Here is a 25,859-nt window from a genome sequence, read left to right as displayed (position 1 = left end):
TTGGTGGGACAGCTTAATCTTAATCAATGAGGGAAAAACCTAAAGTTTTTCCCTCATTTTTATTACATTGTTCAGTTGTTCCCCTACGCCTGTGCCAACAGTATAAATCATTATTACAAATAACTTTCGATACCGGCGTTCCCCATATTCAAAAATTATGTTCCCTGTTTTTTCTTTAATCAACTTTGCTTTAGCATTTCCCTATCGCTAAACAAACGCGGTTCCGGTATTTTTTCTCCATCTTCTAAAGCTGTTTCAATCCATTCCTGTATAATTATCTCTACATTCTCTACTGCCTCAGTTGGTGTTTTTCCGTCTGCCATACATCCAGGCAATTCAGGAACCGACACAATATAGGCCTGGTCTTCTTCAGACCATGACATAACCATAGAATATTTAGACATAAAGACCTCCTACAATCCATATTTTTCAAATAGCATCCTTACTTGTTTAACCTGATATGCTTTTGCTTTATTTCCACTTGGCTGAATGTTTACTCTTTCTATCTATATCGTCACGTTTATAAATATAATGGTCTCCCCGGATTCTTTCTCGGAATCCATATGAAAGAATCGTATTTCTAGAATCAACAAAGCGGATATTATTATCACTTTTTCCGCCCATTACCATATCATATGTATTATTCGCCACTTAGCTTTACTCCTTTGTACGATATCATTATATCAAAATTCTACAATCTTTCAATCAATTCCTGTTACGTTTCACGGCCTGGGACTACCCATAGTTTCGTTCGGGGCGACATCTCATGTTTCGCCACGCAAAATCGCCCCTTACCATCTTAGGAACTATTAAAAGATCCGTCTTTACATCTGACTTGTCTAAATCTTCTTATGCCTTCCTGCGGCGTCTTTCCAATATCGCCACATTTTCTTCCACACGTTTTTTATTCAGCGGATAAAGGAAGAAAAGTGCCAACGCCACAGCGCCTAATCCCATTGCTGGAATGATGCAGGACAGATTAAAAATACCCTTTGTGACCACAGGGTCAAATGCTGTATCCGGCGTATATCCAATCATGCTAAGCACCGCACCAATCAGGCCGGAGGATAGTGCCTGGCCAAGTTTCCGGGCAAAGGAATATACCGAATATATCGTACCATCCTCTCGGACGCCGTTTCTCACCTCGGCATCGTCTATAACGTCTGTGATCATCGCCCAAATCACAGTATTAAAAAAGCCAAGCCCCACATAAGCCAATGAATAAAATCCCACATATACATAGGGATTTTGCGGATTGACCACCAGGCAGACCAGATAAACTCCCGCGCCGAATGCACAGGATACCATGGACAATTCTTTCTTACCAAACTTAGCTGACAGCTTAGATGCCAGAGGCGCACAGATGACCAGCATCACAACGTTTCCAACAAGCGCAGAGGCAGACTGTGCCGGAGCCGATCCATAATAGTTGGGATATACATAACCTGACATGCCCTGCATGCCAAGCATACCAAGCAATAGCAAAATTGCGGCGGCAATGATACCAAGCAAAGAACGGTTCATCACAAGGCTCTTTAAAAGATTGCCCACCTCCAGTTTCCGGTTGTTCGCTTCAACCACAACCCGTTCCCTCACCAGATGAAAGCAAAGCAGGTAGCAGACAATCGCGCCCAAAGAAAACACGCCGGCAATGATTGTCATACGGGGGCCGGATAAAACTGTGTTTCCGTCCACTACTTCATAAGCTGCCATAGGCGTCCCAACACCAATCACAAGACCTGCAAGAGTTGCCCCAATGGTTCGCCATGTGGAGAGCTCCGCCCGGTCCTTAGGGTCTGCGGAAATTGCAGACGCCATGGAGCCATAAGGTATATTAATAGATGTATAAAAAATAGAACCCCATAGGATATAGGTTATTACCATCCAGAAGACTTTAAACCCATAGGCCATATTTGCAAATCCCGACTGATAAATCAGAAACGAAGTAATGGCAACCGGCCCGCACATTCTCTTTATCCAGGGCTTAAATTTCCCGTCCTTTGTGGGCCTGGAACGGTCAACAATCTGTCCCATAGTTACGTCCGTAACAGCATCCACAAAGCGGGCTGCCATCATCAACAAGCCTACCACGCCCGCGGAAATCCCCATAATATCTGTGTAAAACTTCAGCATAAAGGAGGAGGATAAAATAAAGGTAAAATCATTACCGAAGTCCCCAAACATATATCCCAGTTTATCTTTCATGCCAAAGGGCCCAGCAGGACTATTACTATTTTCCATGCATATGAATCCCCTATTCTTGCCAACAGCCCGCAAATTGGGGCGCAGACATAAATTTTTCTCCTAAAATGTTGATTATCTCAAAAAAACCTTGATTTACGGGCATATAAGCAGGATTTCAAGCTGAATTTACTACCAAATTACTACTTTTGATGGAAAGAGCCTTGATATGACACCCGAAACCCTGCAAGCCCAAAGACCAACATACAATATTCATTTTACTGTAGGTCTGAAAGAAAATTCAATATTTGGTAACAAACCAATAAAAAGACAAAAGACTGCTCTCTATTCAGGGGCAGTCTTTTTCAAGTATCATTTTCAGTTTATTGTTTATTTTTATTACGTGGGTATGGAGTTTTTATATCAGTCAACTCTGCCAAATAATCCATGCTCGTATCCAATGCAATCGCTATTCGTTTACACTGTTCAAAAGTATAATATCGCTTGCCATTTTCAATTTTTGAATAGTCACTTTGGTCAATTCCGGTTAGGTGTTGCATTTTAAGTTGGGTATAACCCTTAAGTTTACGAAGTTCTTTTAATCTTGACATGATAATCTCTCCATATATGTTTTGCATTCAATATGGCACATTGACCTATTGACATTAGGGTGAAATTGACCTAAAATGAATATTAATCTATTGATACTTAAAAACAAAATAATTTAACATGGAGGTACATAACTTATGAAGAAAAATATTTTTAAGGTACTTGCAACAACTTTTGCCGTAGGTCTTTTTGTGGCTTCCCCTTCTGCAACCATCACAAGCCATGCATTTGGATTCGATTCAAGTGGTCCTACTGATGATACACAACGAGAAGAATGGGATTGGAATGACTATGATTCAAGCGGTTCGGGTTCCGATGAAACCTACGAAGAGCCCAGTGAGCCTTCTTATGAAGAACCCAGCCAGCCCGAATACACAGAACCCGCCCAGCCTGCCGACACTGGTTCTTCCAGTTCTTCTGCTAATGAATCCTATAGCGGCGGTTCTTCCAGTAACAGCGCATCCAGCAATACTGCTTCCGGCAATGGCGGTTCCACCGTTTCTGCCCCCAGCACAGCAAAAGACCCGAACGCTTTCAATGTGCAGGTGACAGGCGGACAGAAATTCCGTATCACAAAAGACCCGACACGCTCAATTTTCAATATTTATCATATGGGAGACCGTAAAGTGTCTTTTGTTGCAAAGGATGAAGATGGCAACGAGGTATCATACAGTGCAGTAACACTGGAGAAAGGTGATGATGGGTTATGGTACCTGAATGTGACTTATCCCGCTACAGTTGACACAACCACCATTACCATGGAAGTTCGTACAGGTGACGCAACCTATCTTTCCACCACACTTGGCGTAAGCGGCATCAAAATGAACGGTGTACTTGCCATCTCTACGGTTCCCGTAGCAGAAACAGAAGCAGAAACAGAAACAAAATAACAGAATAATTTTAAAGGGAATTGCCTGTACCAATGCAGGTAATTCCCTTTTTTCATTTGCATATGCGGATTGAACACTATAGAAAAATTTATCAGCCTGCCCTCCCATAAAATGTATTTTGGGAGCAACACTGCCTTGCCGGATAGCCGTAAAAGTTTATGTTGCACCCGCCCATATTTCCCTGTTAATAATTCGCCTGGCGTCCAGGCTGTCACAAAGCACTTGGAGAGGTAGATTTTTTGTCTGTCCTGCCTGCCGGTTTTCGTAACTGACAGACAAAAAATCGTAGCGAACCTAGTGCGGCTGACTGGTACGGCTATTAAGAGCCATTGCCTAAAAATTATAAAACCCCCATACAGCAAGCCCTCTGTTTTATGATGCTTTCCTTCCTTATTGCAGTTAAATTCACAATATCATTATGGAATAAATGAAGGAAGGTTCCTTCTTTTTTTGACTTCTCCAAAATAGAAAAAGGGCGGTTCACGCCCACTCTCTTTTTATATTTCTTTTATCATTCCACCAGATACCAAACATTATTATTACTTATTTTTTTAAATTATATATTTTTTGCTTGCATACGCAAGCAAAAACACGGGGATTTGTCCCCGTTCCCCTTTTTTCCTTTGAAATTAAAAAACTTTTATCTCACTTCTCTCTTCCCTTCCAAATATATCGTCTTTTAGTTAAGAGTTTTTTAGTTAAATTATTCTTAAAATTTTATAAAATTTTTATAAACCATCCCTTGCCGCAATAGTCCCGCTGGAAGAATGAAAAAGATACGTAAAAATAGTGGAACAGTCAGTTGAGTGACCTTTGCGTATGGGATGATGGTATCGGTGGCAACGACCACCAACACCCGCAGTTGCAAATGCGGAAAAAAAATGACATCCGGATATCAAATAAAAAAAAGAAAGGAATCGTGATGCGCATCATATGAAGAAATTCATATGTCTAATCGGAAAAAAGAACCAGAACAGGAAACCAGACGTGCGAAACGCGAGATGGAGCGTATCGCAAGGGAGCTTTTCGCAGAAGCGGTAATCAAAGCCTTGGAAGAGCAACGGAAAGAACGCCGGAAAAATTACAGTATCTATACGCAGGGCTATGTGGCAGAAAAAGCAGGCATCAGCCTTTCCACCTATAAAGGGTATGTGAGCGGACGTAGCCACCATATCGACCTGATAACGGCTAAGATGGTTGCAGATGTGCTGGGATGCAGGCTCCATGAAATTATCGAAAAAGCGGAACACTGACGCCCTGTAAAAAAAAAATTAGTAAAATTGGGGAATGGTCAAATGGCTGACCATTCCCGGATTTAAAGTATTCATAACAGATAAAAACAGCCACTTTTGAAAGGAGGTGTCCCAATGGATGTTATGGTGTCCCACGTCCCGGACATGACGTAAAACTGCCCGGTAGTAACATATAACCTAACACAAATTCAATTTAGAAGGGAGACAAAAGAAATGGCATTAAAGAAATTAAACCAGTTTTTAAAATTTGACTTTGAGGAATTTTCCAAAGGCAAAGTGTATCAGACCATTGGCACAAGCGAATGGAAGGATTATGAAACCAAGGCTCATATGGGAGTCAAGGTCGAAGCCCTTATTGCGAAGGATAATACTCCTTATAAGCAGAAAGAAGGGGAACACGTCACAAACGCATTCGAAAAGATAACCTTCAAGATACGCAAAGCTGCAAGCATTCCGGTTGGTTCTTGGGTTATGCCGGTCAATGCGGTCGCCGTTGTGTACGGTGACTACCGTAACCAGTTATCAGTAACAGCTGATGACATCCGGACTATCCAGAAAAGTAATTGAAAGGAGGGTATGGCATTATTAAACATTATAGGAAGGGAGGGAGGTACATCTCCCCTGCCGCTTGCGTTCTTGCGGCAGGGGGACTTTTCCTCTTTTGCACAATTTTTTTTAAATTGCTGGTTTATTTTAACCAGCCGGACGTATTTGGTCTGAATCCGCTTATCGGAAAATTCTCTGATATATCCATGGTGACAGCGGCTGTCCTATTCGTAGCATCATATCCCCAGTATGTCACGGGAGGTGAAGGAAAGTATATAGAACGTTTTGTAAGAAGGAGGCTGTTTGACCCAAGATACGGGAACCCGCTGGGCTTCCGGGAAGGAGAACTGCTCCCGCCTGTCAAGTGCCGGAAAATCAACAGGACAACATTTGAACTCTCAATTAAAGCCGTTTCATGTACAGTGGAGAATTTATTGAAGATTGCGCCGGTCATATCCTCTTCCATAAGCGGGAAGTACAAACAGTATGCGGCTGTCAGCAGTGAAGCGGACGAAGCTTTTAACAGCGTGACTTACCGGATTGAGGACGTGATGATTGATAAAAGCCTGACGGTGGATTCCGTGGAGGGGCTGAAATCGCCAGACAAGACGAAAATCCCGATTGACACGGAAACCTTTATTGACTTGAAAACCTCCGGCAGTATCCTTGTTGCCGGGAAGACAAGGAGCGGGAAGACTACGGGAATCATTGCAATCCTGCTCGCGGTCTTACAGTTTTGGCGCGACAGACATGGTTCCAATGTTATAATCATTGACCCGAAACAAGCGGAACTGTCAAGGATTCCCCATGCTGTGACGGTAAATTCCAACGGGGGAGCTGAACCAATCATGGAGAAGATGAAGGAGTTTGAAGCCACGATGAAGACCCGGCAGGAAGTATTGAACAGGCTTTCAGAGGAAACAGGGAATGCTGTCAAATGGTGGGATGCAGATATGAATCCCAGCTTTTTGTTCATTGATGAATACGTGGCATTGAAGAGCCTTTTCCCGAAGCCAGCCAAGGGGGACGGGGGATACAACCTTACCAGTTTTGAAGGTTCGCTGAAACGCATCATAACCATGGGTGCTTCGGCTGGGTGTTTTGTTATCATTTCCATTGCAGAGGCATCTGTGGAAGAAGGGGGACTGCCATCCATGTTGAAATCCGCCATGACTACCAAAATCCTGTTCAAGCCTACGGTGGAAGAAGCCCGGCTGATTTGGAACAGTGAACGGTTAAAGGCGTTGAATGTGGGGCGTACTTATGGAGCCGGTGATTGTTGGTTTTCCTCCACGGATGGCGTACACGATACGCCGGGTTGTCTCCATTTTCCCAACATGGAATTTGAAGTTTATGCGGAATTGGGAAGGCTTATGACCGAATACTACGCCCCGGATGAATGAAAAGCATCCACGATTCCGGCTTGCCGGAATCGTGGTGTCAGTGTCAGTTTCATTTAAAAGCTAATGTTTTCTGGCGGTGGGCTTGTTATACCGCCAGAAAACCAAAGTGTCAGAGTGCCAGAAATATCCAGAAACACAGCAAAACCAAGGAAAGGAGTGACAACAAATGGACGATAGCGAAAACTGCCGTGTCAGATGCAAAAACATGATGTACACACAACAGTTAGAACACCTCCCGGCTAAAACCGTTGAGAACTTAACAGCACTAATTGAAAAGACGTCGCCGAGGAAATATGCACTGATTGTGCATGACAAAGATGTAAATGAACAGGGAGAGCCCGTAAAAGACCACGTACATGTGATGCTGTCCTTTGAAAATGCCCGTTCCATCAACAGCATTGCCAAAGCACTTGGGGACGAGCCACAGTACATGCAGATGTGGAAAAGGCAATCAGGAAATGGCTATTCATATCTTATCCACAGAACAAGAGATTCCAGCGATAAGCACCAGTATTCACCGGAAGAAGTCACAGCAAACTTTAATTATCTGGAAGATATGCGAAGAATCACGGAAGAAGTGGAACGGAGCAGACAGACGACAGACAGCAGAATCCTGCTCGATTCTCTCTATAAAGGAGAAATCTCCAAAGAAGAATTAGAAAAACGGTTGTGCGGCAGTCAGTACGGGAGAATGAAACGCCAGATTGAAGACGTATGGAGCAAGCGCCTGCAATTTCAGGCGGCTGAATGGCGGGAAGAAATGAAAAAGAGTGGAAAACAGATAAAAGTTATATGGATCAGTGGAAAATCAGGGACAGGAAAGACAAGCCTAGCCAGAGAATATGCCGAAAAAACAGACCAGCCTTACTTCATTACAGGAAGTAGCCGGGATATCTTCCAGAATTATTCCGGCGAGCATACCATAATCATTGACGAGTTCCGGGCTGGCATGATGAAATACCCGGATTTGTTGCGAATCCTAGACCCTTTCGGCTGTCAGGTCATGGCTCCGTCCAGATACAGCGACAAGCCCCTTGTCTGTGACCTGATACTTATTACATCCCCATATGACCCGGAAGAAATCTACTGTCAGTTATTCACCGATTCTCCCGAAGATTCCGTTGACAGTCTGGAACAGCTACTGCGGAGAATTACACTGACCATTAAAATGGATGAAGATCATATCCGTGCGGTCGAATATGACAGGGACGCAAAGAAATACCGGATTGTGGAGAATGCCGAAAAGAAAAACCACTATTCCACGAAACACCGGGAAAAGGACTGCCCTGCCAGCAATCCCCAAGACCTGTTTGAATCCATGTTCCGTAAGGTTCCATGCGGGGAGACGGGCAGCCCTGCTTCTGTAGGAAAGGAGGAAGATAATGAACAGGACTGATGTTCCCATCTGGGAAAAGTACACGCTTACCATTGAGGAAGCATCAAAATATTTCCGTATCGGGGAAAACAAGCTGCGCAAATTTGCAGAGGAAAATCCCACGGCAGGCTGGGTGCTCAAGAACGGGAACCGCATGCAGATTAAGCGGAGACAATTTGAAAATTTACTTGATGAAACAAGCACAATATGATGCAGAAAGAGCCCGGGTATGATATAATAGATACAGTCATATCAGGGCTCTTTCCTTATCAGGAAGGAGAAAAAAATGGAAAAAAGAAGGGATTCCAAGGGAAGGATTTTAAATACAGGAGAGAGCCAGAGGAAAGACGGGAGATACGCTTACAAATATACTGATACTTTTGGTAAAGTGCGGTTTGTCTATGCATGGAAGTTAGTACCTACGGACAGGACACCTTCCGGAAAGCGTAGCGGCTTATCCCTCCGGGAACAGGAAAAAGAGATACGGAAAGACCTTGACGACGGGATAGACACAGCCGGAAAGAAAATGACGGTCTGCGAGCTTTACGCAAAGCAGAACCGCCACAGGGGAAATGTTAGGCATAATACCACAAAGGGACGTGAACGGCTTATGAAGCTGTTGGAAGCGGACAAACTTGGTTCCTGCCCCATTGACAGCGTGAAGCCCTCCGATGCAAAAGAATGGGCTTTGCGCATGAAAGAAAAGGGATTGTCCTATAAGACCATAAGCAACGACAAGCGTTCCTTAAAAGCCGCATTTTATACGGCAATACAGGACGACTGCATCAGGAAGAACCCTTTTGACTTCCAGCTGAACACCGTGATTGAGGACGACACGGAGCCAAAAGTCCCCCTCACGGCAGAACAGGAAGAAAGCCTTTTATCCTTTATGCAGGGTGACAGCATCTACCGGAAATACTATGATGAGGTTGCCATACTGCTTGGAACGGGGCTTAGGGTTTCCGAACTCTGCGGGCTGACGGAAGCCGACATTGACCTTGAAAAACAGATAATCAGTGTAGACCACCAGCTTTTACGGAGTGCGGAAACAGGCTACTACATAGAAAAGCCCAAAACCCAGAACGGTATCAGAAAAATCCCAATGAGTGGAAAAGTGTATGAAGCGTTTGTGCGTGTATTGGATAACCAAAGGGGAGCGAAAACGACCACTATTGACGGTTACAGCAATTTCCTTTTCCGGGGAAGGGACGGCTACCCTAAAACGGCAACCAGCTATGACAGTATGTTCCGGGGGCTTGTAAAGAAGTACAACAATAGCCATGGGGAAGCCTTGCCAAAGGTAATGACCCCGCACACCTTACGGCATACGTTCTGCACCAACTTAGCCAATGCCGGGATGAACCCGAAAGCGTTACAATATATCATGGGGCACTCTAACATCACCATGACGCTAAATTATTACGCACACGTAACATTCGGTTCCGCAAAGGCTGAAATGGAAAGGTTGATGGGAGCATAGGCACAAACCAGTTTACTACTTTTTTTACTACGTTTGGGAGGGAAAACCTGAAAGGATTTGAGGGTATATGTGAACTTCTCCCCATATCTGAAATGCCGGAAAAGCCTGAAAATGCAGGCTATACCGACATATAAGAATTTCTAAAGAGATAATCAAATTTTACCCATAATTTTATAGCAAAATTATTATACGCAAAATTTTATTATCATATGATAGCCCCATCCTGCCAATACTTGTAAACATCCAATCTTCTATAAACTACTTTTTTATTCATTTGCAGGAAAAAATAGTAAGAAAATACACACCACCTGAATCATATTCTTGCCTAACACGCAGCCCTCGGGCATTCCTGACCTGTAAAAATAAACCAATGCAATTGCCATTTGCCTTTTAGCGCTTATCAATTTCTTTATTCTTTTTTCCATATACCGTATAATTACATTAAGAAAAGTAGTATGCGAAAAGCATTAAGAAACTTTAAGGCGTCAAAAACGCCGCCTGAAAGTTACCAATATTTCTAGAATGCGCAAATTTATGGATCACTGGCAAGAATGGGGGATTTTTATGAATCTAAACATGATATCGAAATACTTACAGTTTCTGCGCAAAATCCACAATTACACGCAAGATGATTTGGCAAAAAAATTAGATCTATCAAGGCAGGCAGTTTCTAAATGGGAAACCGGAACAGCCATCCCTGACTTAGGGGTTCTGCTGAAAATTTCAAAATTATATGACGTCTCCATAAATGAAATATTAGAGCCTAAAATAAAGCCGCTGCGGATATCTGATTTTGAGCAGATTTCTGCCATCTCTGAAAAGGAACTGAAAGAAGCGCTGCGGCATTTTGACGCTGATTCTCTTGTAATCGCTTTAATGGGCGCATCTCCCGAAACAAATAGATTTTGTGAAAGAATGTTTCCCCAGATAGATTTTGAACTAGTAAGAAACAATATTGGCAGGATTAGAATTGAAACCGTTGAAGATATGCAGAACCAAATTGTTGCTATGATAAATTTACAGGCAGTTGACGGGAAAATATAGGACAGGTACCGCCTGCTCAAATTTCTTGTGCAAATAGCTTGCTTTGTTTTCCCGATATAGTATAGTTCAAAGTACAGCTCAAACATGCGCGGTGAAATCTGTTACACCTGCATCTTTGAACTGTACTCCCTTAAAATATTCACAAAACTTTGAATACCTTATACAAGGCAAGTCTTATATATTGAAGTGCTACATATCATATTATTATTTATCAAATCGAATCAATTTTGCGTTCAGGCTTTCCAGGAACCCTTCCGGAGCAAGAGAACCTGCCATAGAAATCGCTGTTTCCATCGTCATCGCTTTCAGCATATCCCACATACCCTCTCCAGGCGTTACCTTCATATTCATGGTAAGCTTAATTGCCTCTGCTACAACTTCCATTGCCTGCGGGCATTTTGCAATCTCCTCCATGGTATCTTTCACGCTGTATTTTCCTTCCGGAAATTCCATAGGCGCCTTTAAATCCATATCTCCCGTAAGCTTGAACCAGTTGGCAACTCCCTCCGCTCTCTCATTTACCTCAGGCAGCACATAGATGGAAGGCTCTTTTTCAACCTTTTGCAGGACAATGGTATCTTTTAAATTTCCGGTGGCTGCTACGATTGTATTAAAGCCATCCTCCAACGCCACCGTAAACACAAATACTTTATCCGCCGATTTTTCTTCTACCTTTTTCCCATTCAGGTACAGCGTTACGGCAGGCTGGTTGGAATATACGCGAATCTTTGTGCGTTCACCGGCCCGCTGGGCATAACGTCTGCCGCAAATATGAACCATAGGTTCTTTGTTCCAGTATGCTTTGTAAATAAAGTAGCTGTCCTTTTTGGTCTTGCGGTCCATGGTAACCAGGCCTTTGTTGTTGCGCCCCGATACGCCGCCTTCATCCCGGGCCGCACAGCCGAAATCGAACATATTCCAAACATGGCTTGACCAAATCCATGGGCGCTCCTCCAAAACCTTTGCCATATGCTCATGATACAGGGCCTGGTATTCTTCGCTGTAATCTTTGCAGGCAGGATTAGGGCCATGGTAAGTGACAATGCCCTCGCATCCATACTCAGAAAGTCCAAGGCAGATTTCCGGGTGAGTGCGGTGGAATTCGTCCAGCCACGGACCGTTATCCTCCATTCTTCCCCCATACCATCCAAAGTAATGGTTATAGCTTTCTATATCCGTAATCCCATGCATAGGGCTGTTGGCAGGCGTCATAGATACGTGGGCTATGGTGGTCAGACGGCTTGGGTCAAGTTTTTTACAAAGAGCATTCAGTTCCACATGGTTTTCCACCAGCTTATCCGAAATGCCACCAATCAAAATTTCATTGGATATCCCCCAAAACATAATAGAAGGATGATTATAGTTCTGGATAATCAGCTCCTTCATCTGGCTGATACAGTTCTCATGGGCTGCCAGGTCGGTGTTAAACACGCTGATAAAAGGAATTTCAGCCCAAACTGCAAATCCCAGTTCATCACAGGCGTCATAAAAGTCCTGGGAATGCTGGTAATGTGCCAGGCGGATGGTATTTGCCCCAAGCTCCTTTATTATTTCGGCATCCTCATAATGTTCCTGTCTGCTTAAGGCATTTCCCACATACAATCTGTCCTGATGACGGCTTACGCCCCGCAGCGGCGTCTCAACGCCATTTATGATAAAGCCCTTGTCCGGATCGCAGGAAAAACTTCTCACCCCTGTTCTCACAGATACCTCGTCATAAGCCTCGTTCCGGCGCTGCAAGAGGGCCGTTACCGTATACAGATAAGGATGGTCCATATCCCATTTAATGGCATCCGGCACATAAACCGTGACCCTGGTATCTTGCGCCGGGCGGACGGCGCCTGCAACCTCTCTGCCCAGGGCATCCTGAATGGAATACATAACGGTAAAATTCTCATCCGCATTTTTTACCCATGCCTCCATCTCAAAAGCTGCGGCTCCGCACTCACATACCCTGGGCGTTACCTGAAAGCCCAAACCTCCATAATAGTCCAAATCAAAGTGTGCATCGGGCACGCTAATCAAATTTACTCCCCTGTATAGCCCGCCATAAAAAGTAAAGTCCGCCGATTGAGGATACACGCTGTCCTTATACGCATTGCTGCATGCAACCACCAACAGATTTTCTTCCTTCTCTTTACATAAATCAGTGATATCGGCACGGAAAATGGAATAACCCCCTTCATGGTAAACCGCCTCCCTGCCGTTCACATACACGGTTGCCTGTTGACCGGCCGCTAAAATCTCCACATACACCCTGCCTTTTCCAAGAGGCTGCACAGGCGTCTTAAAGCTTTTGGCATACCAATACCTTCCCCGGTCATAGCTCCCGTTTCCGTCATGCCCGTCTATCTCATTCCAGGTGTGGGGCAAATCAACTTTACGCCAATCTGCAGGCAGATGGTCCGGCAAACCTACATCCTTTTGGATAAACCGCCAATCCTGGTTTAAGTGAATCAAGTTACGCATTTACTTCCTCCTTCATCATTTTTTGACCATATATCGTTAACCGTCCGGGTATACCAAGCTGTTGCCTCAGGATAGCACATACTTTTTCAAAGTTGCCCGCACTGCCCCAACGCCCTTCGTCATTTCCTTCAAATATCCGCAGACTTTATCCGCCAGACCGGCCTCGTATAAATCCACTCCAAAAATCTGCTTCATCTTAAGCAGTGGCCCAACGGCTGCCTCCACCTCCTGACCTTCCTCTAATTTAAGACCTGCAACATAAGGACACACCGTATCTTTTAAAGGGTCAGGGCTAATCTCAAAGGCATTGCCTTCGTCATCCACCCCCATCAGGTAGCGCAGCCATCCTGCAAATACCAAAGGAATCAGCTTTAAGTCCTTTACATTAAGCTTTGGAGATGCCTGATAGGCTTTGATGGTCTCACCATAACGGATTGCCAGTTTCTGGGAAGTATCTGTGGCAATACGCTGGGGGGTATCCGGCATAAAAGGATTGGGAAAACGCACCTTTAAAACCGTGTCAATGAATTCCTTAGGGTCAAGAATACCAGGATCGACTACCACCGGAAGTCCTTCCTTATACCCTATGGTCTCAATCAGTCCGGTAAGCTCCGCATCCTTCATTTCCTCTGAAATCTTTTTGTATCCAAGGAGGCATCCGTATACGGCCAGTGCTGTGTGGAGAGGATTTAAACAGGTACAGACCTTCATCTTCTCTACCTTGTCTACCGTCTCCCGCTCGGTAAACATGACGCCGCCTTTTTCCAAATCCGGTTTTCCGTTAGGAAATGCATCCTCAATCACCAGATATTCACATTCCTCCGCATTGACAAAGGGAGCTACATATGTGTTTTTGGAAGTGATAACCGGTTCAAGCCCCTCTATGCCGTCCGCCTTAAGAATTGCCTCCACAGAAGCGTCCGGCCTGGGGGTGATTTTGTCAATCATGGTCCAGGGGAATGACACTTTCTCCTTTGTATTGACATAGGCCAGAAATCCTTTGTCCGCCAGCCCTTTTTCCGCCCATTTTAATGCAAATTCCTTGACCGCCGCATACAGCTTATCCCCATTGCGGGAACAGTTGTCCATGCTGACCATAGCAACCGGCTTTTCCCCTGCCTGATAACGGGTGTATAAAAGAGAAACCACCTTTCCAATATAGCTCATGGGCTTTTCGGGTCCCTTTTCCAAATCCTCAGCTACTGCCGGCAGCACTTCTCCTTTGCCGTTTACAAGACTGTAGCCCTTTTCCGTTATGGTAAAGGATACCATCTGCAGGGAATCCTTTCTGAAAATCTCTTTCAGTCTTTCATACTCTTTCTCATTCTCCGAATCCAGAATAAGGGATTCCACCACGCTGCCCACTACTGTCTTATCCACGTTTCCGTCCGCTTTTAAGGTGACCAACAGGGTATAGTCGTCATGAGGGCGGTTCATTTTTTCAACAATTTCATAGTCGAACCCTTCCGCCACCACAAGCCCCTTATCCAAAATGCCTTCATTGAGCAAATTCTGAACCACATTTGCCTGAAAAGCCCGGAAAATATTACCTGCCCCAAAATGAATCCAGAAAGGATTTTCTTTCGTAGCCGCCATCACCTTTCCCCTGTCAAATTTAGGAAGGGAATATTCGGCTTCCTCCCATTTTAGTCTGTCCTTAAGTCCTTGTTCGTTTAATTTCATATCCATACCTCCTGCATACAATAGGCAAAGCTTATTATCATGTATCGCAAGCACAGCTTACGCTACTTCGTTCCTATCCTCATTTCCGCAAAGTGGATTTAAACCTTTTCCAATGTATGCTTTATTTTGCACTCTTAACAATTGCCTCCCACAAACCGTTCAGATAGGTTGCACCCAGCGCCCGGTCATAAAGCCCATACCCAGGCATTGCCACCTCGTCCCAAATCATACGTCCATGGTCGGGACGAATCGGGCCCTCAAAACCGATATCGTAGAGAGCTTTCATAATTTCATACATATCGAAGGTTCCATCCGAGGATAAATGTGCAGACTCCTCAAAATTGGTAGAAGAATGGAATTTCAGATTGCGCACATGTGCAAAGTGAACCCGTCCCTTCAGGGAACGAATCATATCCGGCAAATCATTGTTTAAATTTGTGCCATAAGAACCGGAACAGAAAGTTACACCATTATGGGGATTGTCCACCATCTTTACCATCCTGAGAATATTCTCTTTACAGGTGATGATACGGGGAAGGCCAAACACACTCCACGCAGGATCATCCGGGTGGATTGCCATGTTGATATCATACGCATTGCAGACGGGCATGATTTTTTCCAGAAAATATTTCAAATTTTCAAACAGCTTCTCCTCATCCACATCTTTATACAGTTCAAAGAGCTCTTTTACATGCTCCATTCTCTCCGGTTCCCAGCCCGGCATAACCGTTCCATTCATTTCCCCTGCTATAGACTCAAACATTTTCTCCGGGTCAAGGGCATCAACCGCCTCCTGGGTATAGGCAAGCACCGTAGAACCGTCCGGACGGACCCTTGATAGTTCCGTTCTTGTCCAGTCAAATACAGGCATGAAATTATAGCACACCAGATGTAAATCTTCCTGTCCTAAATTTTCCAATGTCTCAATATAATTTGCAATATACTTATCGCGCTCCGGCGCGCCTGTCTTAATTGCATCGTGAATATTTACGCTCTCTATCCCTGCTATATGAAGTCCCGATGCTTCCACTTCTTCTTTCAGTGCACGGATCCTCTCCCGGCTCCACACTTCACCCGGCGCCGTATCATAAAGGGTTGTAATAACCCCGGTTACGCCGGGTATTTGGCGTATCTGCTTTAAAGTAACCGTATCAAACTTACTCCCATACCATCTGAGTGTCATTTCCATAATTTTTACCTTCCTTTACAAAAAAATTCACAGCGCATAAGTTTATTATATATTTTAAACAATAAAATGCAAACATATTTTTCTATAAATTGAATTTTTAACCAATTTTTACCAAATTAATTTGCAATAAACGTGCAAAAATGACAATTACAGCTATCAAGCACCGCCAGCCTATACAAAACATCCTATTAAAAAAACACCAACAGAAGATGACTCTTTTTCTTCTGTCAGTGTTTTCAATTCATTGTTTTCGATTCTTTCCAAAAGGAGACGCGCGTCTTATATTGTTCATTCAGCCAATCCGCTGCCTGTTTTATTCCTTCCGGTGAAAACGGAAATTCCTTTCTCCGCTTTTTTTCTTCCTCCGTCTTCGCATAGCAATAAGGCTCCGGCCAAATCACTGCCTCTAGCCGGCTCTCCTCCCCGGTTTCTTTCTTTTTAAGCATATACCGCATTCCATCCATACTTGCAGTATATTCTTCCTTCTTTATATAATTTAATACATGAAATTTTTCTTTGTCTATCATCCCATCCTAACATGGCAGTTTTCCATTCGTTCTGTTTTCCGCTGCCCTTACCCTTTCAGACTCACTCTTTTTATGACTGTTAAAATAATCCACCAGGCCCTGGAGCGAATATATGAGGATTCCTGCCTCCTGCTTATTGAACTGTGCCATAGCCGCCCGAATCATTTCCTCATGGAATTTCATGTGATGAGCATAAGCCCGTTTCCCCTTTTCTGTCAGGGAAAGCAGCACAAGCCGTTTATCCGCCTCGCTCCGCTCCCGCAGAACATAACCTGTTCTGGTCAGCCTGTCAATGGACTTGGTCAAGGTTCCCATGGTCACGGAAAGTTTCTTTGCTATCACTGAACTGGGCTTGGATTCCGCACAGTCAATCGCCTCGATCACATGCATATCATTCACGGTAATATCCGTAAATTCCCCGCTAATAAGGGCGTCCTGTTCAATATTCATAATGTCCCGAAACAAAGTCACAAGCAAAGTATTAAGGGTTTTTCCCATTTCCATATTCTCACCGTCCATTCATGACACCTTGCATGCCCTGCTATATCCTACCATGTCAAAACCGCCGCTCCCCAGGTAAGCCCGGCCCCAAATCCGGCCAGCACAATTTTATCGCCCTTTTTAAGTTTCTCCTCCTGGTTTACATGATCCAACAAAATCGGCACACTTGCTGCTGATATATTACCACATTTTTGAAGATTTGTGGGAAACTTTTCTATGGGCTGGGCAAGTTTTTTCGCAACTGCCTCTATAATCCTTATATTTGCCTGATGCAAGAAAAAATATTTAATATCATCCGGTAAAATTCCAGCTTCATCTAACACCTGGCCAATTGCCTTTGGCACCGTCCTGACCGCAAAACGAAAAACCGCCTGACCGTCCATCTTAAGATAATCATAAGCTTCCTCTACAAATTGGCCGTGGCTCTGTGATTCCTTTTCAAAAGCACCTCCTGCAAAAAACTCTTTTGTAAAAGGCTTCCTCACAAAAGGACTCTCTACCGGCCTGTTATCACAGGTCAGCGCATTCCCGCATCCGCCGTCCGATCCCTGCACAATATGCAGGATACCGTTTTCTTCTTTTCGCACAACTGCCGCCCCGGCGCCATCTCCAAAAAGCACACAGGTGCTGCGGTCCTTCCAGTCCACCATCTTAGATAAAGTTTCCGCTCCCACAACCAGCGCTGTTTTCGCCTTTCCTGACTGAAAGTACGTATCCGCAATCGTCAGCCCAAAAAGAAAACCTGCGCAGGCGGCATTTATATCAAATGCAACCGCATCGACTGCCCTGAGGGATGCCTGAATTTCACAGGCAGTAGAAGGAAAGCACTTATCTCCGGACACCGTACCTACAAGAATCAGGTCGATTTCTTCCGGTTCTATGCCTGCCTTTTTCACAGCTATTTCCGCCGCTTTTACTGCCATGGAGGTGGTTGTTTCCCTCACCGCAATATGCCGCTTCCTGATTCCTGTCCGGCTTGTAATCCACTCGTCTGTGGTGTCCATGATTCGCTCCAGCTCTTTATTCGTAACAACCAGTTCCGGAAGGGCGCTCCCTGTCCCAATTATTCTTGCCGGCATAGCTTTCCTCCTGTCTATTTGCAATTACTTAAAACTTTCTAAATCTTTCATAGCGGTCCGATGCAATTTCCTCACCGCTCATTTTATCAAATTTCCGCAAAAACTCTGTCATATGATATTTCATATACCCTGCAATATCCGCCACGGTATCCGGCCCCGCACTGCCATACTCCGGTATAATTTCCTCAATAACCGCAAGCCTCTTTAAGTCATCGGCTGTGATTCCCATCACCTGCGCCGCCTCCTTGGCCCGCTTTCCGTCCTTCCACAAAATAGATGCAAAGCCTTCCGGAGAAAGGATAGAATAGGTGGAATTTTCAAGCATCCATACCTCATTGCTAAGAGCAAGCCCTAAAGCGCCGCCGCTGCCGCCCTCCCCTATTACAATGGAAAGTACTGGTACCTTAAGCCCGGCCATTTCAAATAAGTTTCTTGCAATCGCCTCGCCTTGGCCCCTTTCCTCGGCTTCCATCCCCGGATATGCACCTGATGTATTGATAAAGCAAATAACAGGGCGGTGAAATTTCTCCGCCTGCTCCATCAACCGGAGAGCCTTGCGATAACCCTCAGGGGAAGTCATTCCGTAATTTCGAAGAACACACTCTTTCACGTCATTCCCCTTTTGCACCCCAATCACTGTAACTGGCTGGCCATAAAGCCATGCAATACCGCCTACAATGGTCTTATCATCCCTGAAATTCCTGTCCCCATGCAGCTCCACAAAATCGTCAAAAATCAGTTCTATATAAGTAAGGGCTGAAGGCCTCCTTAAGCTTCTCGCCTCTTTCACCTTTTCCCATGCATCTTTTACAGGCGTCTTGGCCAACCGCTCCCTGCTGATTTCCATAGGTTGAAACTTTGGAATCTCCTGCATAAAGTTGCTGAAAGTTTCATTTTCCATAGAAACCCTGTGGGATTTCAAAATCTGGTACAGAGCGCTCTTTAATCCGTCTCTCTCCACCACCCCATCCACAAAGCCATGGTCTAACTGAAACTCCGCCCTCTGAAAGCCTTTGGGGAGCTTTTGTCCTATGGTCTGTTCAATTACCCTGGGACCTGCAAATCCAATCAACGCACCAGGCTCCGCCAAAATAATATCTCCTAACATGGCAAAGCTTGCCGTCACACCGCCGGTAGTAGGATCTGTAAGCACGCTCACATACAAAAGGCCTGCTTGGGCATGTCTTTTTAAAGCGGCCGAGGTTTTCGCCATCTGCATCAGAGAAATGATTCCCTCCTGCATTCTGGCCCCTCCTGAACAGCAGAATAAAACTACCGGAAGCCTCATATCGGTAGCACGCTCCACAGTGCCTGCAATTTTCTCCCCTACCACATGGCCCATACTTCCCATCAGGAATCTGGCATCACACACGCCAAGGCAGACCTTTTCTCCAAAGATTCTGCCTTCTCCCACCGTAACGCCCTCGTGAAGTCCCGTTTTTTCTTTGATACTCTCAAGCTTTTCCTCATAGCCCGGAAAGCTTAAAGGATTACTTACCGGCATATCCTCAAACCAGGGAACAAAGCTGCCTTTATCGCAGACCATACGGATTCTGTTTTTCGTTCTGACCCTGAAATAACTGCCGCAGGCTGTACAAATATAGTGATTGATTACAACATCTGCCCTATTTAACTCTTTTCCACATTCGGGGCAGATAAACGTAGCATCTTTCTCTTTATCCTCATCTTTTTTTCTTATTTTTTCCAGTACCTGGTTTATTTTTTTATATTTGTTCTTTTCTTTCTGCTCTGACTGCTCCTGCTCTTTTGTCCCTTCGGCATCTTCTTTTACCGTGCCCGCACCTTTTACCTGTATATATTTATCCTTACGAAATAATGCTGACATATGAATCCTCCATGCTTTCGATAGCCTTCCGTGTGCAAATTTACTGAACCGCAAAGGTAAGCTCCGCCTGCACGGCTATTTTCCCATCTACCGTGGCAACCGCCTTTCCTACGCCTATACTTCCCTTCTGTTTGATTATTTCCGTCTCCAATACAAGCACATCGCCAGGCTCCACCTTTTTCTTAAACTTTGCAGATTGAATCGCCGCAAAATAAGCGGTTTTCCCTTTATTTTCCGCAAGGCTTAAAATTGCTACCGCCCCTGTCTGGGCAAGGGCCTCCACAATCAGTACCCCCGGCATCACCGGCTCCCCTGGGAAATGCCCCTGAAAAAAGGGTTCATTGTAGGAGACGCACTTTCTCGCCACAGCACGCTTTCCCGGCTCTAGCTCCTCCACCGTATCCAGCAGCATAAAGGGCTGCCTGTGCGGAATAATTTCCATAATTTCCTTAGCTGACAGTAAAGACATCTTTTCTTTCCCTTCTTCCTCTCATCTGCCTGTGAAAAATTTATTTTCCCCAGTACTTACCAATCAATAAACTTGCATTGTGTCCGCCAAATCCCAGTGAATTACTGAGGGCATAGGGCACTTCCTCTTGATAGGGCTCTTTACAATAATCCAAATCCATCTCCTCGTCCGGCGTCTCGTATCCAACCGTTTTATGAATAAAGCCTTCCTCCAACTCCTTCACACATGCCACAAACTCCACTGCTCCCGCCGCACCAAGAAGATGCCCTACCATTGATTTGGTAGAGTTGATATGGATTTTGTAAGCATGTTCCCCGAAGGCTGTTTTGATTGCTCTTGTTTCAAAAAGGTCATTTAAATGCGTGGCCGTTCCATGGGCGTTGATGTAAGTAAGCTCAGAAGGCGCAACCCCGCCGTCTTTTAAGGCAAAAAGCATGGCCTTTGCAGCTCCCATTCCATCCTCCGCCGGAGAGGTAATATGGTAAGCATCGCTTGTGCTGCCATAGCCCAAAATCTCGGCATAAATGTGGGCATTCCGCTTTTTTGCATGTTCTAATTCTTCCAGAATCACCACACCGGCTCCTTCTCCCATGACAAAACCGCTGCGGTTTTTATCAAAGGGCAGAGAACATTTGTCCGGATTATCTACATTTGAAAGGGCTTTCAGGGCACAAAAGCCACCGATTCCAAGAGGTGTAATACTGCTTTCTGTTCCCCCTGCCGCCATCACGTCCGCTTCTCCATATTGTATGCTCCTGAAAGCTTCTCCTATAGAGTGGGTTCCTGTGGCACATGCGGTAACTACATTGATACTTTTCCCCTTAAGGCCAAACTGTATGGACACGTTTCCCGCTGCCATATTGGAAATCATCAGAGGTACCATCAATGGATTGATTCTGGACGGACCTCTGCCTGCCATCTTATCGTACTCTCTTTCCATAGCCTGCAGGCTTCCTATCCCTGAGCCTACCGCGCAGCCCACTCGGTAAGGATCTTCATCTTCCATATGGATGCCTGCATCCTCCAAAGCTTCTTTTGTAGCCGCCACAGCATACTGGCTGAAAAGCTCCATACGTTTTGCCGCCTTAATATCCATGTAATCCTTACCCTCAAAGCCTTTCACCTCAGCCGCCACATGACATTTATAGTCCCCGCTGTCAAATTTGCTTATGGTTCCAAAGCCATGTCTGCCTTCCTTCAAAGACTGAAAAAATGCATTTACATTTAATCCCACCGGAGTGATTGCCCCCATTCCGGTTACTACCACACGTCTGCCCATTTTACATTTCTCCCTTCTTCTATTACACGGCCATTCCGCCATCCACGGAAATTACCTGTCCGGTTATGTAAGCCGCCTTCTCAGATGCCAAAAAGGCAACCACATCCGCAACTTCCTCGGCGCCTCCGGTTCTGCCAAGTAAAATCTGCTCTTTCATTTTCTCTTTGATACTCTCAGGCAGTATGCCTGTCATTTCTGTCTCAATAAAACCGGGCGCAACCGCATTCACGTTAATGCCTCTGCTTCCCAGCTCTCTTGCGGCACTTTTGGTAAGACCAATGATTCCAGCTTTCGAGGCGCAGTAATTTGCCTGTCCGGCATTTCCCATAATCCCGGTGACAGATGAAATATTAATTATTTTCCCGCTCCTTTGTTTCAGGAACTGCCTTGAAAGATGCTTCATGGTATTGAAACAGCCCTTCAAATTGGTATTGATTACCTTATCAAAATCCTCCTCTGACATTTTCATCAGAAGATTATCTTTGGTAATTCCCGCATTGTTCACCAGAATATCAATATGCCCATGCTGGGCAATCAACGCCTTTACCATTTCGCCGCATGCGGCAAAATCCGCCACATTGCAGCCATAAATCTCCGCTTTTCCTCCGGCCTTTTCAATCAGATCTACGGTTTCTTTGGCTTTGTCCTGGGAACCGTTGTAATTTACCACCACAAAGGCGCCCTCTTTTGCTAAAGCCTTCGCAATGGCCCTTCCAATTCCTCTGCCAGCGCCGGTTACCAGTGCCACTTTTCCATTAAGCATTTGCAAGCACCTCCATTGCCTTGGCCAAATCCTCATATTTATCAATATTGACCATTGTCACATTCCTGTTGATCTTTCTCACAAAACCGCTGAGCGTCTTTCCCGGACCAATCTCCACAAACGTATCCACGCCGTCCGAAAGCATCCGCTCCACGGACTGCTGCCACTTAACAGGAGAAGAAATCTGTTTTTCCAAAAGCTCACGCATAGGGCCCGTCTCCGTCACATAGTCTGCCGTCAGATTTGCCACATAGGGAATTGTAAATTCCATCAGCCGAGCCTTTTCCAGATCCTCTTTCAGCCGTTTCCCTGCTTTTTCAAGCATAGGAGAATGAAAAGGCCCACTGACATTTAAGGGAATCACTCTCTTTGCCCCCTTTTCCTTAAGGCTCTCTCCTGCTTGGGCAACTGCCTTCGCCTGACCGGTAATCACAATCTGCCCGGGACAGTTATAGTTGGCAATTGAAACAATTCCTTCCACATTTTGTAGCGCATCCTCTATCACTTCACTCCCAAGTCCAAGCACAGCCGCCATTGCTCCGCCTGTGGGAACGGCCTCCTGCATATAAATGCCCCTTTTTCTTACAACCGCAAAGGCATCCTCCGCCATCATGGCTCCCGATGCCACAATAGCGCTGTATTCTCCCAAACTAAGGCCCGCCGTCACATCAGGACGGATGCCCTTTTCCTCCAAAACCTTTAAAATTGCCACCTCCGCAGCCACCATGGCAATCTGGGTATATTCCGTAATATTCAGTTTGTCATTTTCTTCAAAGCATAAAGCAGGAATATCCATTCCTGTCATCTGACTTGCCTTGTCAAAAATCTCCCTGGACACTGCCTCCTGCTCATAGAAGCCTTTGCCCATTCCTACATACTGCGCTCCCTGTCCGGGAAATACAAATGCAATCTTGCCCATAACTTTTCCTTTATTCCTTTCCCAACAAACGCTGCCACGCCTTATCATTGCAAACGTCACTCTGCTTCACTTACTGGCTTATTGTAACGGAAACTGTTTTCCTGCTTCTTTGGCCTGGTCCATCATTTCCTCAATCATTTCCCTGCAGGTCTGCTCTTTCTGAATAAGACCTGCAATCTGGCCCGCCATCAGGGTGCCGTTTACCACATCCCCTTCCACAACCGCTTTCTTAAGCGCTCCTAAGGTTAAGTGTTCCAGTTCTTCAAAGGACGCCCCTGCTTTTTCCAGCTTTAAGTATTCCCGCGTCATACTGTTGCGAAGCTGTCTCACCGGATGTCCGTGGCTCATTCCTGTGACCTCGGAATCAATATCCTTGGCCCCTATGATTTTTTTCTTATAATTTTCATGTACAATGGATTCCTTCGCCACCACAAAACGGGTTCCGATCTGTACGGCCTCCGCTCCCAGCATCATTGCCGCTGCAAGCCCTCTGCCGTCTCCGATACCGCCTGCTGCAATCACAGGAATCTTTACCGCATCCACTACCTGGGGAACCAGCGTCATAGTAGTTGCAAAACCAATATGACCGCCGGACTCCGTCCCTTCAGCCACCACGGCGTCCGCTCCTGCCCGCTCCATCATTTTAGCCATTGCCACACTTGCCACCACAGGAATGACTTTTACTCCGGCTTCTTTCCACATAGACATATATTTTGCAGGATTGCCTGCGCCGGTGGTAACCACCTTAACACCCTCTGTGACTACCAGACGGGCGATGGCCTCCGCCTCCGGATTCATCAGCATAATATTTACGCCAAAAGGCTTATCCCCCGCTTCTTTCATCCGGCGGATCTGCTCATGCACGAAATCGGCCGGCGCGCCTCCCGCACCGATGATTCCAAGCCCTCCGGCTAAAGAGACAGCCGATGCAAGATGATACTCAGCCACCCAGGCCATGCCCCCTTGTATAATGGGATATTGGATTCCCAATAGCTGCGTTATTCTGGTTTTCATTCTTCAACCCCTTTGTCCTGCAAATACTTAACAACTGCTCCCACTGTGGTGAGCTGCTCTAGCTCCTCTGAGGGGATTTCCACACCGTATTCATCCTCCAGTGTCATCACAAGCTCGAACAAATCAAGAGAGTCCGCCTCCAAATCCTTCTCAAAGGATGTGTCCATGGTGATTGCGATGCCATCCGCATTTAACTGTTCCCTGATAATTTCTGCAATTCTTTCTAACATGACTTTTCTCCTTTTATACAATTTTAGGTTGGCTTATTTTCTCGCAACATCTCGTGCAAATGTGCTTCTATCCTATAGGTACCAATTGTCACGAAAAAATATTTTGATTATCAAATATTTTGATTATCAAATTGTTTGACAGGAGAAGTATATAGCAGGAAAATAAAATTGTCAACTACATTTTATGAAAAATTTAGTATCTCAAAGTCCTTTGTTATTTGCAGAAAATTATTGGTAAAATTAGATTATCTCTTTAGAAATTCTTATATGTCGGAATAGCCTGTATTTTCGGGCTTTTCCGGCAGTTTAGATATGGGGAGAAGTTCACATATACCCTCATAAACCTTTAGGTTTTCCCTCTGGGCGGTAGTAAAAAAGTAGTAAATTCTACCCGCACCTATGCGGCAATCAGCCTTTCCATTTCAGCCTTTGCGGAAGCGAAAGTTGCGTGTGCGTAATAGTGATGTTGGAATGTCCCATGATATACTGTAACGCTTTTGGGTTCATGCCCGCATTGGCTAAATTGGTGCAGAATGTATGGCGCATGGTGTGGGGTGTCATTACTTTGGGTAACGCTTCCTCATGGCACTTGTTGTACTTCTTTGCAAGCCCCCGGAACATGGTCGCATAGTTCACATTCGTTTTCGGGCAGCCGTCCCTGCCCCGGAAAAGGAAATTGCTGCACCCGTCAATGGTGATCTGCTTCGCTCCCTTGCGGTTCTCCAACACGCGCCCCAACGCTTCATACACTTTTTCACTCATTGGAATTTGTCTGATACCGCTCTGTGTTTTGGGCTTCTCTATGTAGTAGCCTGTTTCCGCGCTCCGTAAAAGCTGGTGGTCTACATTGATTACCCGGTTTTCAAAGTCAAGGTCGGTTTCAGTCAGCCCGCAGAGTTCGGAAATCCTAAGCCCCGTCCCCAGCAGTATGATAACCTCGTCACGGTACTTCTGATAGACACTATCACCTTGCATAAAGGATAAAAGGCTTTCTTCCTGTTCTCCCGTGAGGGGTACTTTCGGCTCTGTGTCGTCCTCAATCACGGTGTTTAGCTGGAAGTCAAAGGGATTTTTCCTTATACAGTCGTCCTGTATCGCTGTGTAAAAAGC

General features: G+C 45.2%; 25 protein-coding genes and 1 pseudogene. 8 read left to right on the top strand and 18 right to left on the bottom strand.

Going from position 1 to position 25,859, the window contains the following annotated elements; all coding sequences use genetic code 11:
* Window positions 1–179: 179 nt before the first annotated feature.
* The 4 genes from D5281_RS15740 to D5281_RS15725 all read right to left on the bottom strand — a co-directional run bounded on the left by D5281_RS15740 (window position 180) and on the right by D5281_RS15725 (window position 2,792).
* Complete coding sequence (locus tag D5281_RS15740; protein WP_160561062.1) at window positions 180–404, bottom strand: type II toxin-antitoxin system HicB family antitoxin; 225 nt, start codon at window positions 402–404, stop codon at window positions 180–182.
* 67 nt (window positions 405–471) lie between these two features.
* Window positions 472–651, bottom strand: coding sequence for a hypothetical protein (locus D5281_RS15735; protein WP_277935398.1), 180 nt, complete (start codon window positions 649–651; stop codon window positions 472–474).
* A 198-nt stretch (window positions 652–849) separates the two neighbouring features.
* Complete coding sequence (locus tag D5281_RS15730; protein WP_160561061.1) at window positions 850–2,241, bottom strand: MFS transporter; 1,392 nt, start codon at window positions 2,239–2,241, stop codon at window positions 850–852.
* Between the two features lie 323 nt (window positions 2,242–2,564).
* A complete protein-coding gene (locus D5281_RS15725; RefSeq protein ID WP_160561060.1) occupies window positions 2,565–2,792 on the bottom strand; it encodes a helix-turn-helix domain-containing protein in 228 nt (75 codons plus the stop codon).
* Window positions 2,793–2,927: 135 nt separating this feature from the next.
* Here D5281_RS15725 and D5281_RS15720 point away from each other — a divergent pair, with 135 nt between their 5' ends.
* The 8 genes from D5281_RS15720 to D5281_RS15685 all read left to right on the top strand — a co-directional run bounded on the left by D5281_RS15720 (window position 2,928) and on the right by D5281_RS15685 (window position 10,781).
* Window positions 2,928–3,680, top strand: coding sequence for a hypothetical protein (locus D5281_RS15720; protein ID WP_160561059.1), 753 nt, complete (start codon window positions 2,928–2,930; stop codon window positions 3,678–3,680).
* 947 nt (window positions 3,681–4,627) lie between these two features.
* A complete protein-coding gene (locus tag D5281_RS15715) occupies window positions 4,628–4,933 on the top strand; it encodes a helix-turn-helix domain-containing protein (protein ID WP_160561058.1) in 306 nt (101 codons plus the stop codon).
* A gap of 213 nt (window positions 4,934–5,146) precedes the next feature.
* Complete coding sequence (locus D5281_RS15710) at window positions 5,147–5,500, top strand: hypothetical protein (RefSeq protein WP_160561057.1); 354 nt, start codon at window positions 5,147–5,149, stop codon at window positions 5,498–5,500.
* Window positions 5,497–6,882: an FtsK/SpoIIIE domain-containing protein gene (locus D5281_RS15705; RefSeq protein WP_160561056.1), complete on the top strand. Its 1,386-nt coding sequence runs from the start codon at window positions 5,497–5,499 to the stop codon at window positions 6,880–6,882. The genes D5281_RS15710 and D5281_RS15705 overlap by 4 nt, the downstream gene beginning before the upstream one ends.
* Before the next feature lie 166 nt (window positions 6,883–7,048).
* Window positions 7,049–8,278, top strand: coding sequence for a Rep family protein (locus tag D5281_RS15700; protein WP_160561055.1), 1,230 nt, complete (start codon window positions 7,049–7,051; stop codon window positions 8,276–8,278).
* Window positions 8,265–8,468: an excisionase gene (locus D5281_RS15695; protein ID WP_160561054.1), complete on the top strand. Its 204-nt coding sequence runs from the start codon at window positions 8,265–8,267 to the stop codon at window positions 8,466–8,468. The genes D5281_RS15700 and D5281_RS15695 overlap by 14 nt, the downstream gene beginning before the upstream one ends.
* Before the next feature lie 75 nt (window positions 8,469–8,543).
* The gene (locus tag D5281_RS15690; RefSeq protein WP_160561053.1) at window positions 8,544–9,737 is read left to right on the top strand and encodes a tyrosine-type recombinase/integrase; all 1,194 of its coding nucleotides are present in this window, start codon (window positions 8,544–8,546) and stop codon (window positions 9,735–9,737) included.
* A gap of 564 nt (window positions 9,738–10,301) precedes the next feature.
* Window positions 10,302–10,781, top strand: a complete 480-nt coding sequence (locus D5281_RS15685; protein ID WP_160561052.1) for a helix-turn-helix domain-containing protein — start codon at window positions 10,302–10,304, stop codon at window positions 10,779–10,781.
* Window positions 10,782–10,985: 204 nt separating this feature from the next.
* Here the strand turns inward: D5281_RS15685 and D5281_RS15680 are convergent, their stop codons facing one another.
* The 14 genes and pseudogenes from D5281_RS15680 to D5281_RS15615 form a co-directional block, all read right to left on the bottom strand.
* Window positions 10,986–13,250: a glycoside hydrolase family 2 protein gene (locus D5281_RS15680; protein ID WP_160561051.1), complete on the bottom strand. Its 2,265-nt coding sequence runs from the start codon at window positions 13,248–13,250 to the stop codon at window positions 10,986–10,988.
* Window positions 13,251–13,316: 66 nt separating this feature from the next.
* Window positions 13,317–14,933: a mannitol dehydrogenase family protein gene (locus tag D5281_RS15675; RefSeq protein WP_160561050.1), complete on the bottom strand. Its 1,617-nt coding sequence runs from the start codon at window positions 14,931–14,933 to the stop codon at window positions 13,317–13,319.
* Window positions 14,934–15,054: 121 nt separating this feature from the next.
* A complete protein-coding gene (gene uxuA, locus D5281_RS15670; protein ID WP_160561049.1) occupies window positions 15,055–16,122 on the bottom strand; it encodes a mannonate dehydratase in 1,068 nt (355 codons plus the stop codon).
* Window positions 16,123–16,358: 236 nt separating this feature from the next.
* On the bottom strand, window positions 16,359–16,649 hold the full coding sequence (locus D5281_RS15665) for a hypothetical protein (RefSeq protein ID WP_160561048.1): 291 nt from the start codon (window positions 16,647–16,649) through the stop codon (window positions 16,359–16,361).
* Between the two features lie 6 nt (window positions 16,650–16,655).
* Window positions 16,656–17,168 carry a MarR family winged helix-turn-helix transcriptional regulator gene (locus D5281_RS15660; RefSeq protein WP_330585069.1) on the bottom strand — a complete coding sequence of 171 codons (513 nt, stop codon included), beginning with the start codon at window positions 17,166–17,168 and terminating at the stop codon, window positions 16,656–16,658.
* Window positions 17,169–17,197: 29 nt separating this feature from the next.
* Window positions 17,198–18,229, bottom strand: a complete 1,032-nt coding sequence (locus D5281_RS15655) for a beta-ketoacyl-ACP synthase III (protein ID WP_160561047.1) — start codon at window positions 18,227–18,229, stop codon at window positions 17,198–17,200.
* A gap of 28 nt (window positions 18,230–18,257) precedes the next feature.
* The gene (locus D5281_RS15650; RefSeq protein ID WP_160561046.1) at window positions 18,258–20,075 is read right to left on the bottom strand and encodes an acetyl-CoA carboxylase carboxyltransferase subunit alpha; all 1,818 of its coding nucleotides are present in this window, start codon (window positions 20,073–20,075) and stop codon (window positions 18,258–18,260) included.
* 40 nt (window positions 20,076–20,115) lie between these two features.
* A complete protein-coding gene (fabZ, locus tag D5281_RS15645; RefSeq protein WP_160561045.1) occupies window positions 20,116–20,544 on the bottom strand; it encodes a 3-hydroxyacyl-ACP dehydratase FabZ in 429 nt (142 codons plus the stop codon).
* A gap of 40 nt (window positions 20,545–20,584) precedes the next feature.
* Window positions 20,585–21,823: a beta-ketoacyl-ACP synthase II gene (fabF, locus tag D5281_RS15640; protein ID WP_160561044.1), complete on the bottom strand. Its 1,239-nt coding sequence runs from the start codon at window positions 21,821–21,823 to the stop codon at window positions 20,585–20,587.
* Between the two features lie 22 nt (window positions 21,824–21,845).
* Window positions 21,846–22,586, bottom strand: coding sequence for a 3-oxoacyl-[acyl-carrier-protein] reductase (gene fabG, locus D5281_RS15635; protein ID WP_160561043.1), 741 nt, complete (start codon window positions 22,584–22,586; stop codon window positions 21,846–21,848).
* A complete protein-coding gene (gene fabD / locus D5281_RS15630) occupies window positions 22,579–23,505 on the bottom strand; it encodes an ACP S-malonyltransferase (protein WP_160561042.1) in 927 nt (308 codons plus the stop codon). The genes fabG and fabD overlap by 8 nt, the downstream gene beginning before the upstream one ends.
* A 78-nt stretch (window positions 23,506–23,583) precedes the next feature.
* The gene (gene fabK, locus D5281_RS15625) at window positions 23,584–24,519 is read right to left on the bottom strand and encodes an enoyl-[acyl-carrier-protein] reductase FabK (protein WP_160561041.1); all 936 of its coding nucleotides are present in this window, start codon (window positions 24,517–24,519) and stop codon (window positions 23,584–23,586) included.
* Window positions 24,516–24,749 carry an acyl carrier protein gene (gene acpP / locus D5281_RS15620; protein WP_160561040.1) on the bottom strand — a complete coding sequence of 78 codons (234 nt, stop codon included), beginning with the start codon at window positions 24,747–24,749 and terminating at the stop codon, window positions 24,516–24,518. Before acpP ends, fabK begins: the two co-directional genes overlap by 4 nt.
* A gap of 397 nt (window positions 24,750–25,146) precedes the next feature.
* Window positions 25,147–25,859: pseudogene (locus D5281_RS15615) on the bottom strand (tyrosine-type recombinase/integrase); the annotation flags it as partial.

Source organism: Parablautia muri (assembly GCF_009917485.1).
Lineage (GTDB): Bacteria > Bacillota > Clostridia > Lachnospirales > Lachnospiraceae > Suilimivivens > Suilimivivens muri.
Note: the sequence above shows the minus strand (reverse complement) of the source record. Positions and strands in the feature narration are given on the sequence as shown.

What these genes read in the sequence shown, in the direction of transcription:
- D5281_RS15740 (WP_160561062.1), bottom strand. Translation starts at nt 404, where the DNA reads ATGTCTAAATATTCTATGGTTATGTCATGGTCTGAAGAAGACCAGGCC.
- D5281_RS15730 (WP_160561061.1), bottom strand. Translation starts at nt 2,241, where the DNA reads ATGGAAAATAGTAATAGTCCTGCTGGGCCCTTTGGCATGAAAGATAAA.
- D5281_RS15725 (WP_160561060.1), bottom strand. Translation starts at nt 2,792, where the DNA reads ATGTCAAGATTAAAAGAACTTCGTAAACTTAAGGGTTATACCCAACTT.
- D5281_RS15720 (WP_160561059.1), top strand. Translation starts at nt 2,928, where the DNA reads ATGAAGAAAAATATTTTTAAGGTACTTGCAACAACTTTTGCCGTAGGT.
- D5281_RS15715 (WP_160561058.1), top strand. Translation starts at nt 4,628, where the DNA reads ATGTCTAATCGGAAAAAAGAACCAGAACAGGAAACCAGACGTGCGAAA.
- D5281_RS15710 (WP_160561057.1), top strand. Translation starts at nt 5,147, where the DNA reads ATGGCATTAAAGAAATTAAACCAGTTTTTAAAATTTGACTTTGAGGAA.
- D5281_RS15700 (WP_160561055.1), top strand. Translation starts at nt 7,049, where the DNA reads ATGGACGATAGCGAAAACTGCCGTGTCAGATGCAAAAACATGATGTAC.
- D5281_RS15695 (WP_160561054.1), top strand. Translation starts at nt 8,265, where the DNA reads ATGAACAGGACTGATGTTCCCATCTGGGAAAAGTACACGCTTACCATT.
- D5281_RS15690 (WP_160561053.1), top strand. Translation starts at nt 8,544, where the DNA reads ATGGAAAAAAGAAGGGATTCCAAGGGAAGGATTTTAAATACAGGAGAG.
- D5281_RS15685 (WP_160561052.1), top strand. Translation starts at nt 10,302, where the DNA reads ATGAATCTAAACATGATATCGAAATACTTACAGTTTCTGCGCAAAATC.
- D5281_RS15680 (WP_160561051.1), bottom strand. Translation starts at nt 13,250, where the DNA reads ATGCGTAACTTGATTCACTTAAACCAGGATTGGCGGTTTATCCAAAAG.
- D5281_RS15675 (WP_160561050.1), bottom strand. Translation starts at nt 14,933, where the DNA reads ATGAAATTAAACGAACAAGGACTTAAGGACAGACTAAAATGGGAGGAA.
- uxuA (WP_160561049.1), bottom strand. Translation starts at nt 16,122, where the DNA reads ATGGAAATGACACTCAGATGGTATGGGAGTAAGTTTGATACGGTTACT.
- D5281_RS15665 (WP_160561048.1), bottom strand. Translation starts at nt 16,649, where the DNA reads ATGATAGACAAAGAAAAATTTCATGTATTAAATTATATAAAGAAGGAA.
- D5281_RS15660 (WP_330585069.1), bottom strand. Translation starts at nt 17,168, where the DNA reads ATGGACGGTGAGAATATGGAAATGGGAAAAACCCTTAATACTTTGCTT.
- D5281_RS15655 (WP_160561047.1), bottom strand. Translation starts at nt 18,229, where the DNA reads ATGCCGGCAAGAATAATTGGGACAGGGAGCGCCCTTCCGGAACTGGTT.
- D5281_RS15650 (WP_160561046.1), bottom strand. Translation starts at nt 20,075, where the DNA reads ATGTCAGCATTATTTCGTAAGGATAAATATATACAGGTAAAAGGTGCG.
- fabZ (WP_160561045.1), bottom strand. Translation starts at nt 20,544, where the DNA reads ATGTCTTTACTGTCAGCTAAGGAAATTATGGAAATTATTCCGCACAGG.
- fabF (WP_160561044.1), bottom strand. Translation starts at nt 21,823, where the DNA reads ATGGGCAGACGTGTGGTAGTAACCGGAATGGGGGCAATCACTCCGGTG.
- fabG (WP_160561043.1), bottom strand. Translation starts at nt 22,586, where the DNA reads ATGCTTAATGGAAAAGTGGCACTGGTAACCGGCGCTGGCAGAGGAATT.
- fabD (WP_160561042.1), bottom strand. Translation starts at nt 23,505, where the DNA reads ATGGGCAAGATTGCATTTGTATTTCCCGGACAGGGAGCGCAGTATGTA.
- fabK (WP_160561041.1), bottom strand. Translation starts at nt 24,519, where the DNA reads ATGAAAACCAGAATAACGCAGCTATTGGGAATCCAATATCCCATTATA.
- acpP (WP_160561040.1), bottom strand. Translation starts at nt 24,749, where the DNA reads ATGTTAGAAAGAATTGCAGAAATTATCAGGGAACAGTTAAATGCGGAT.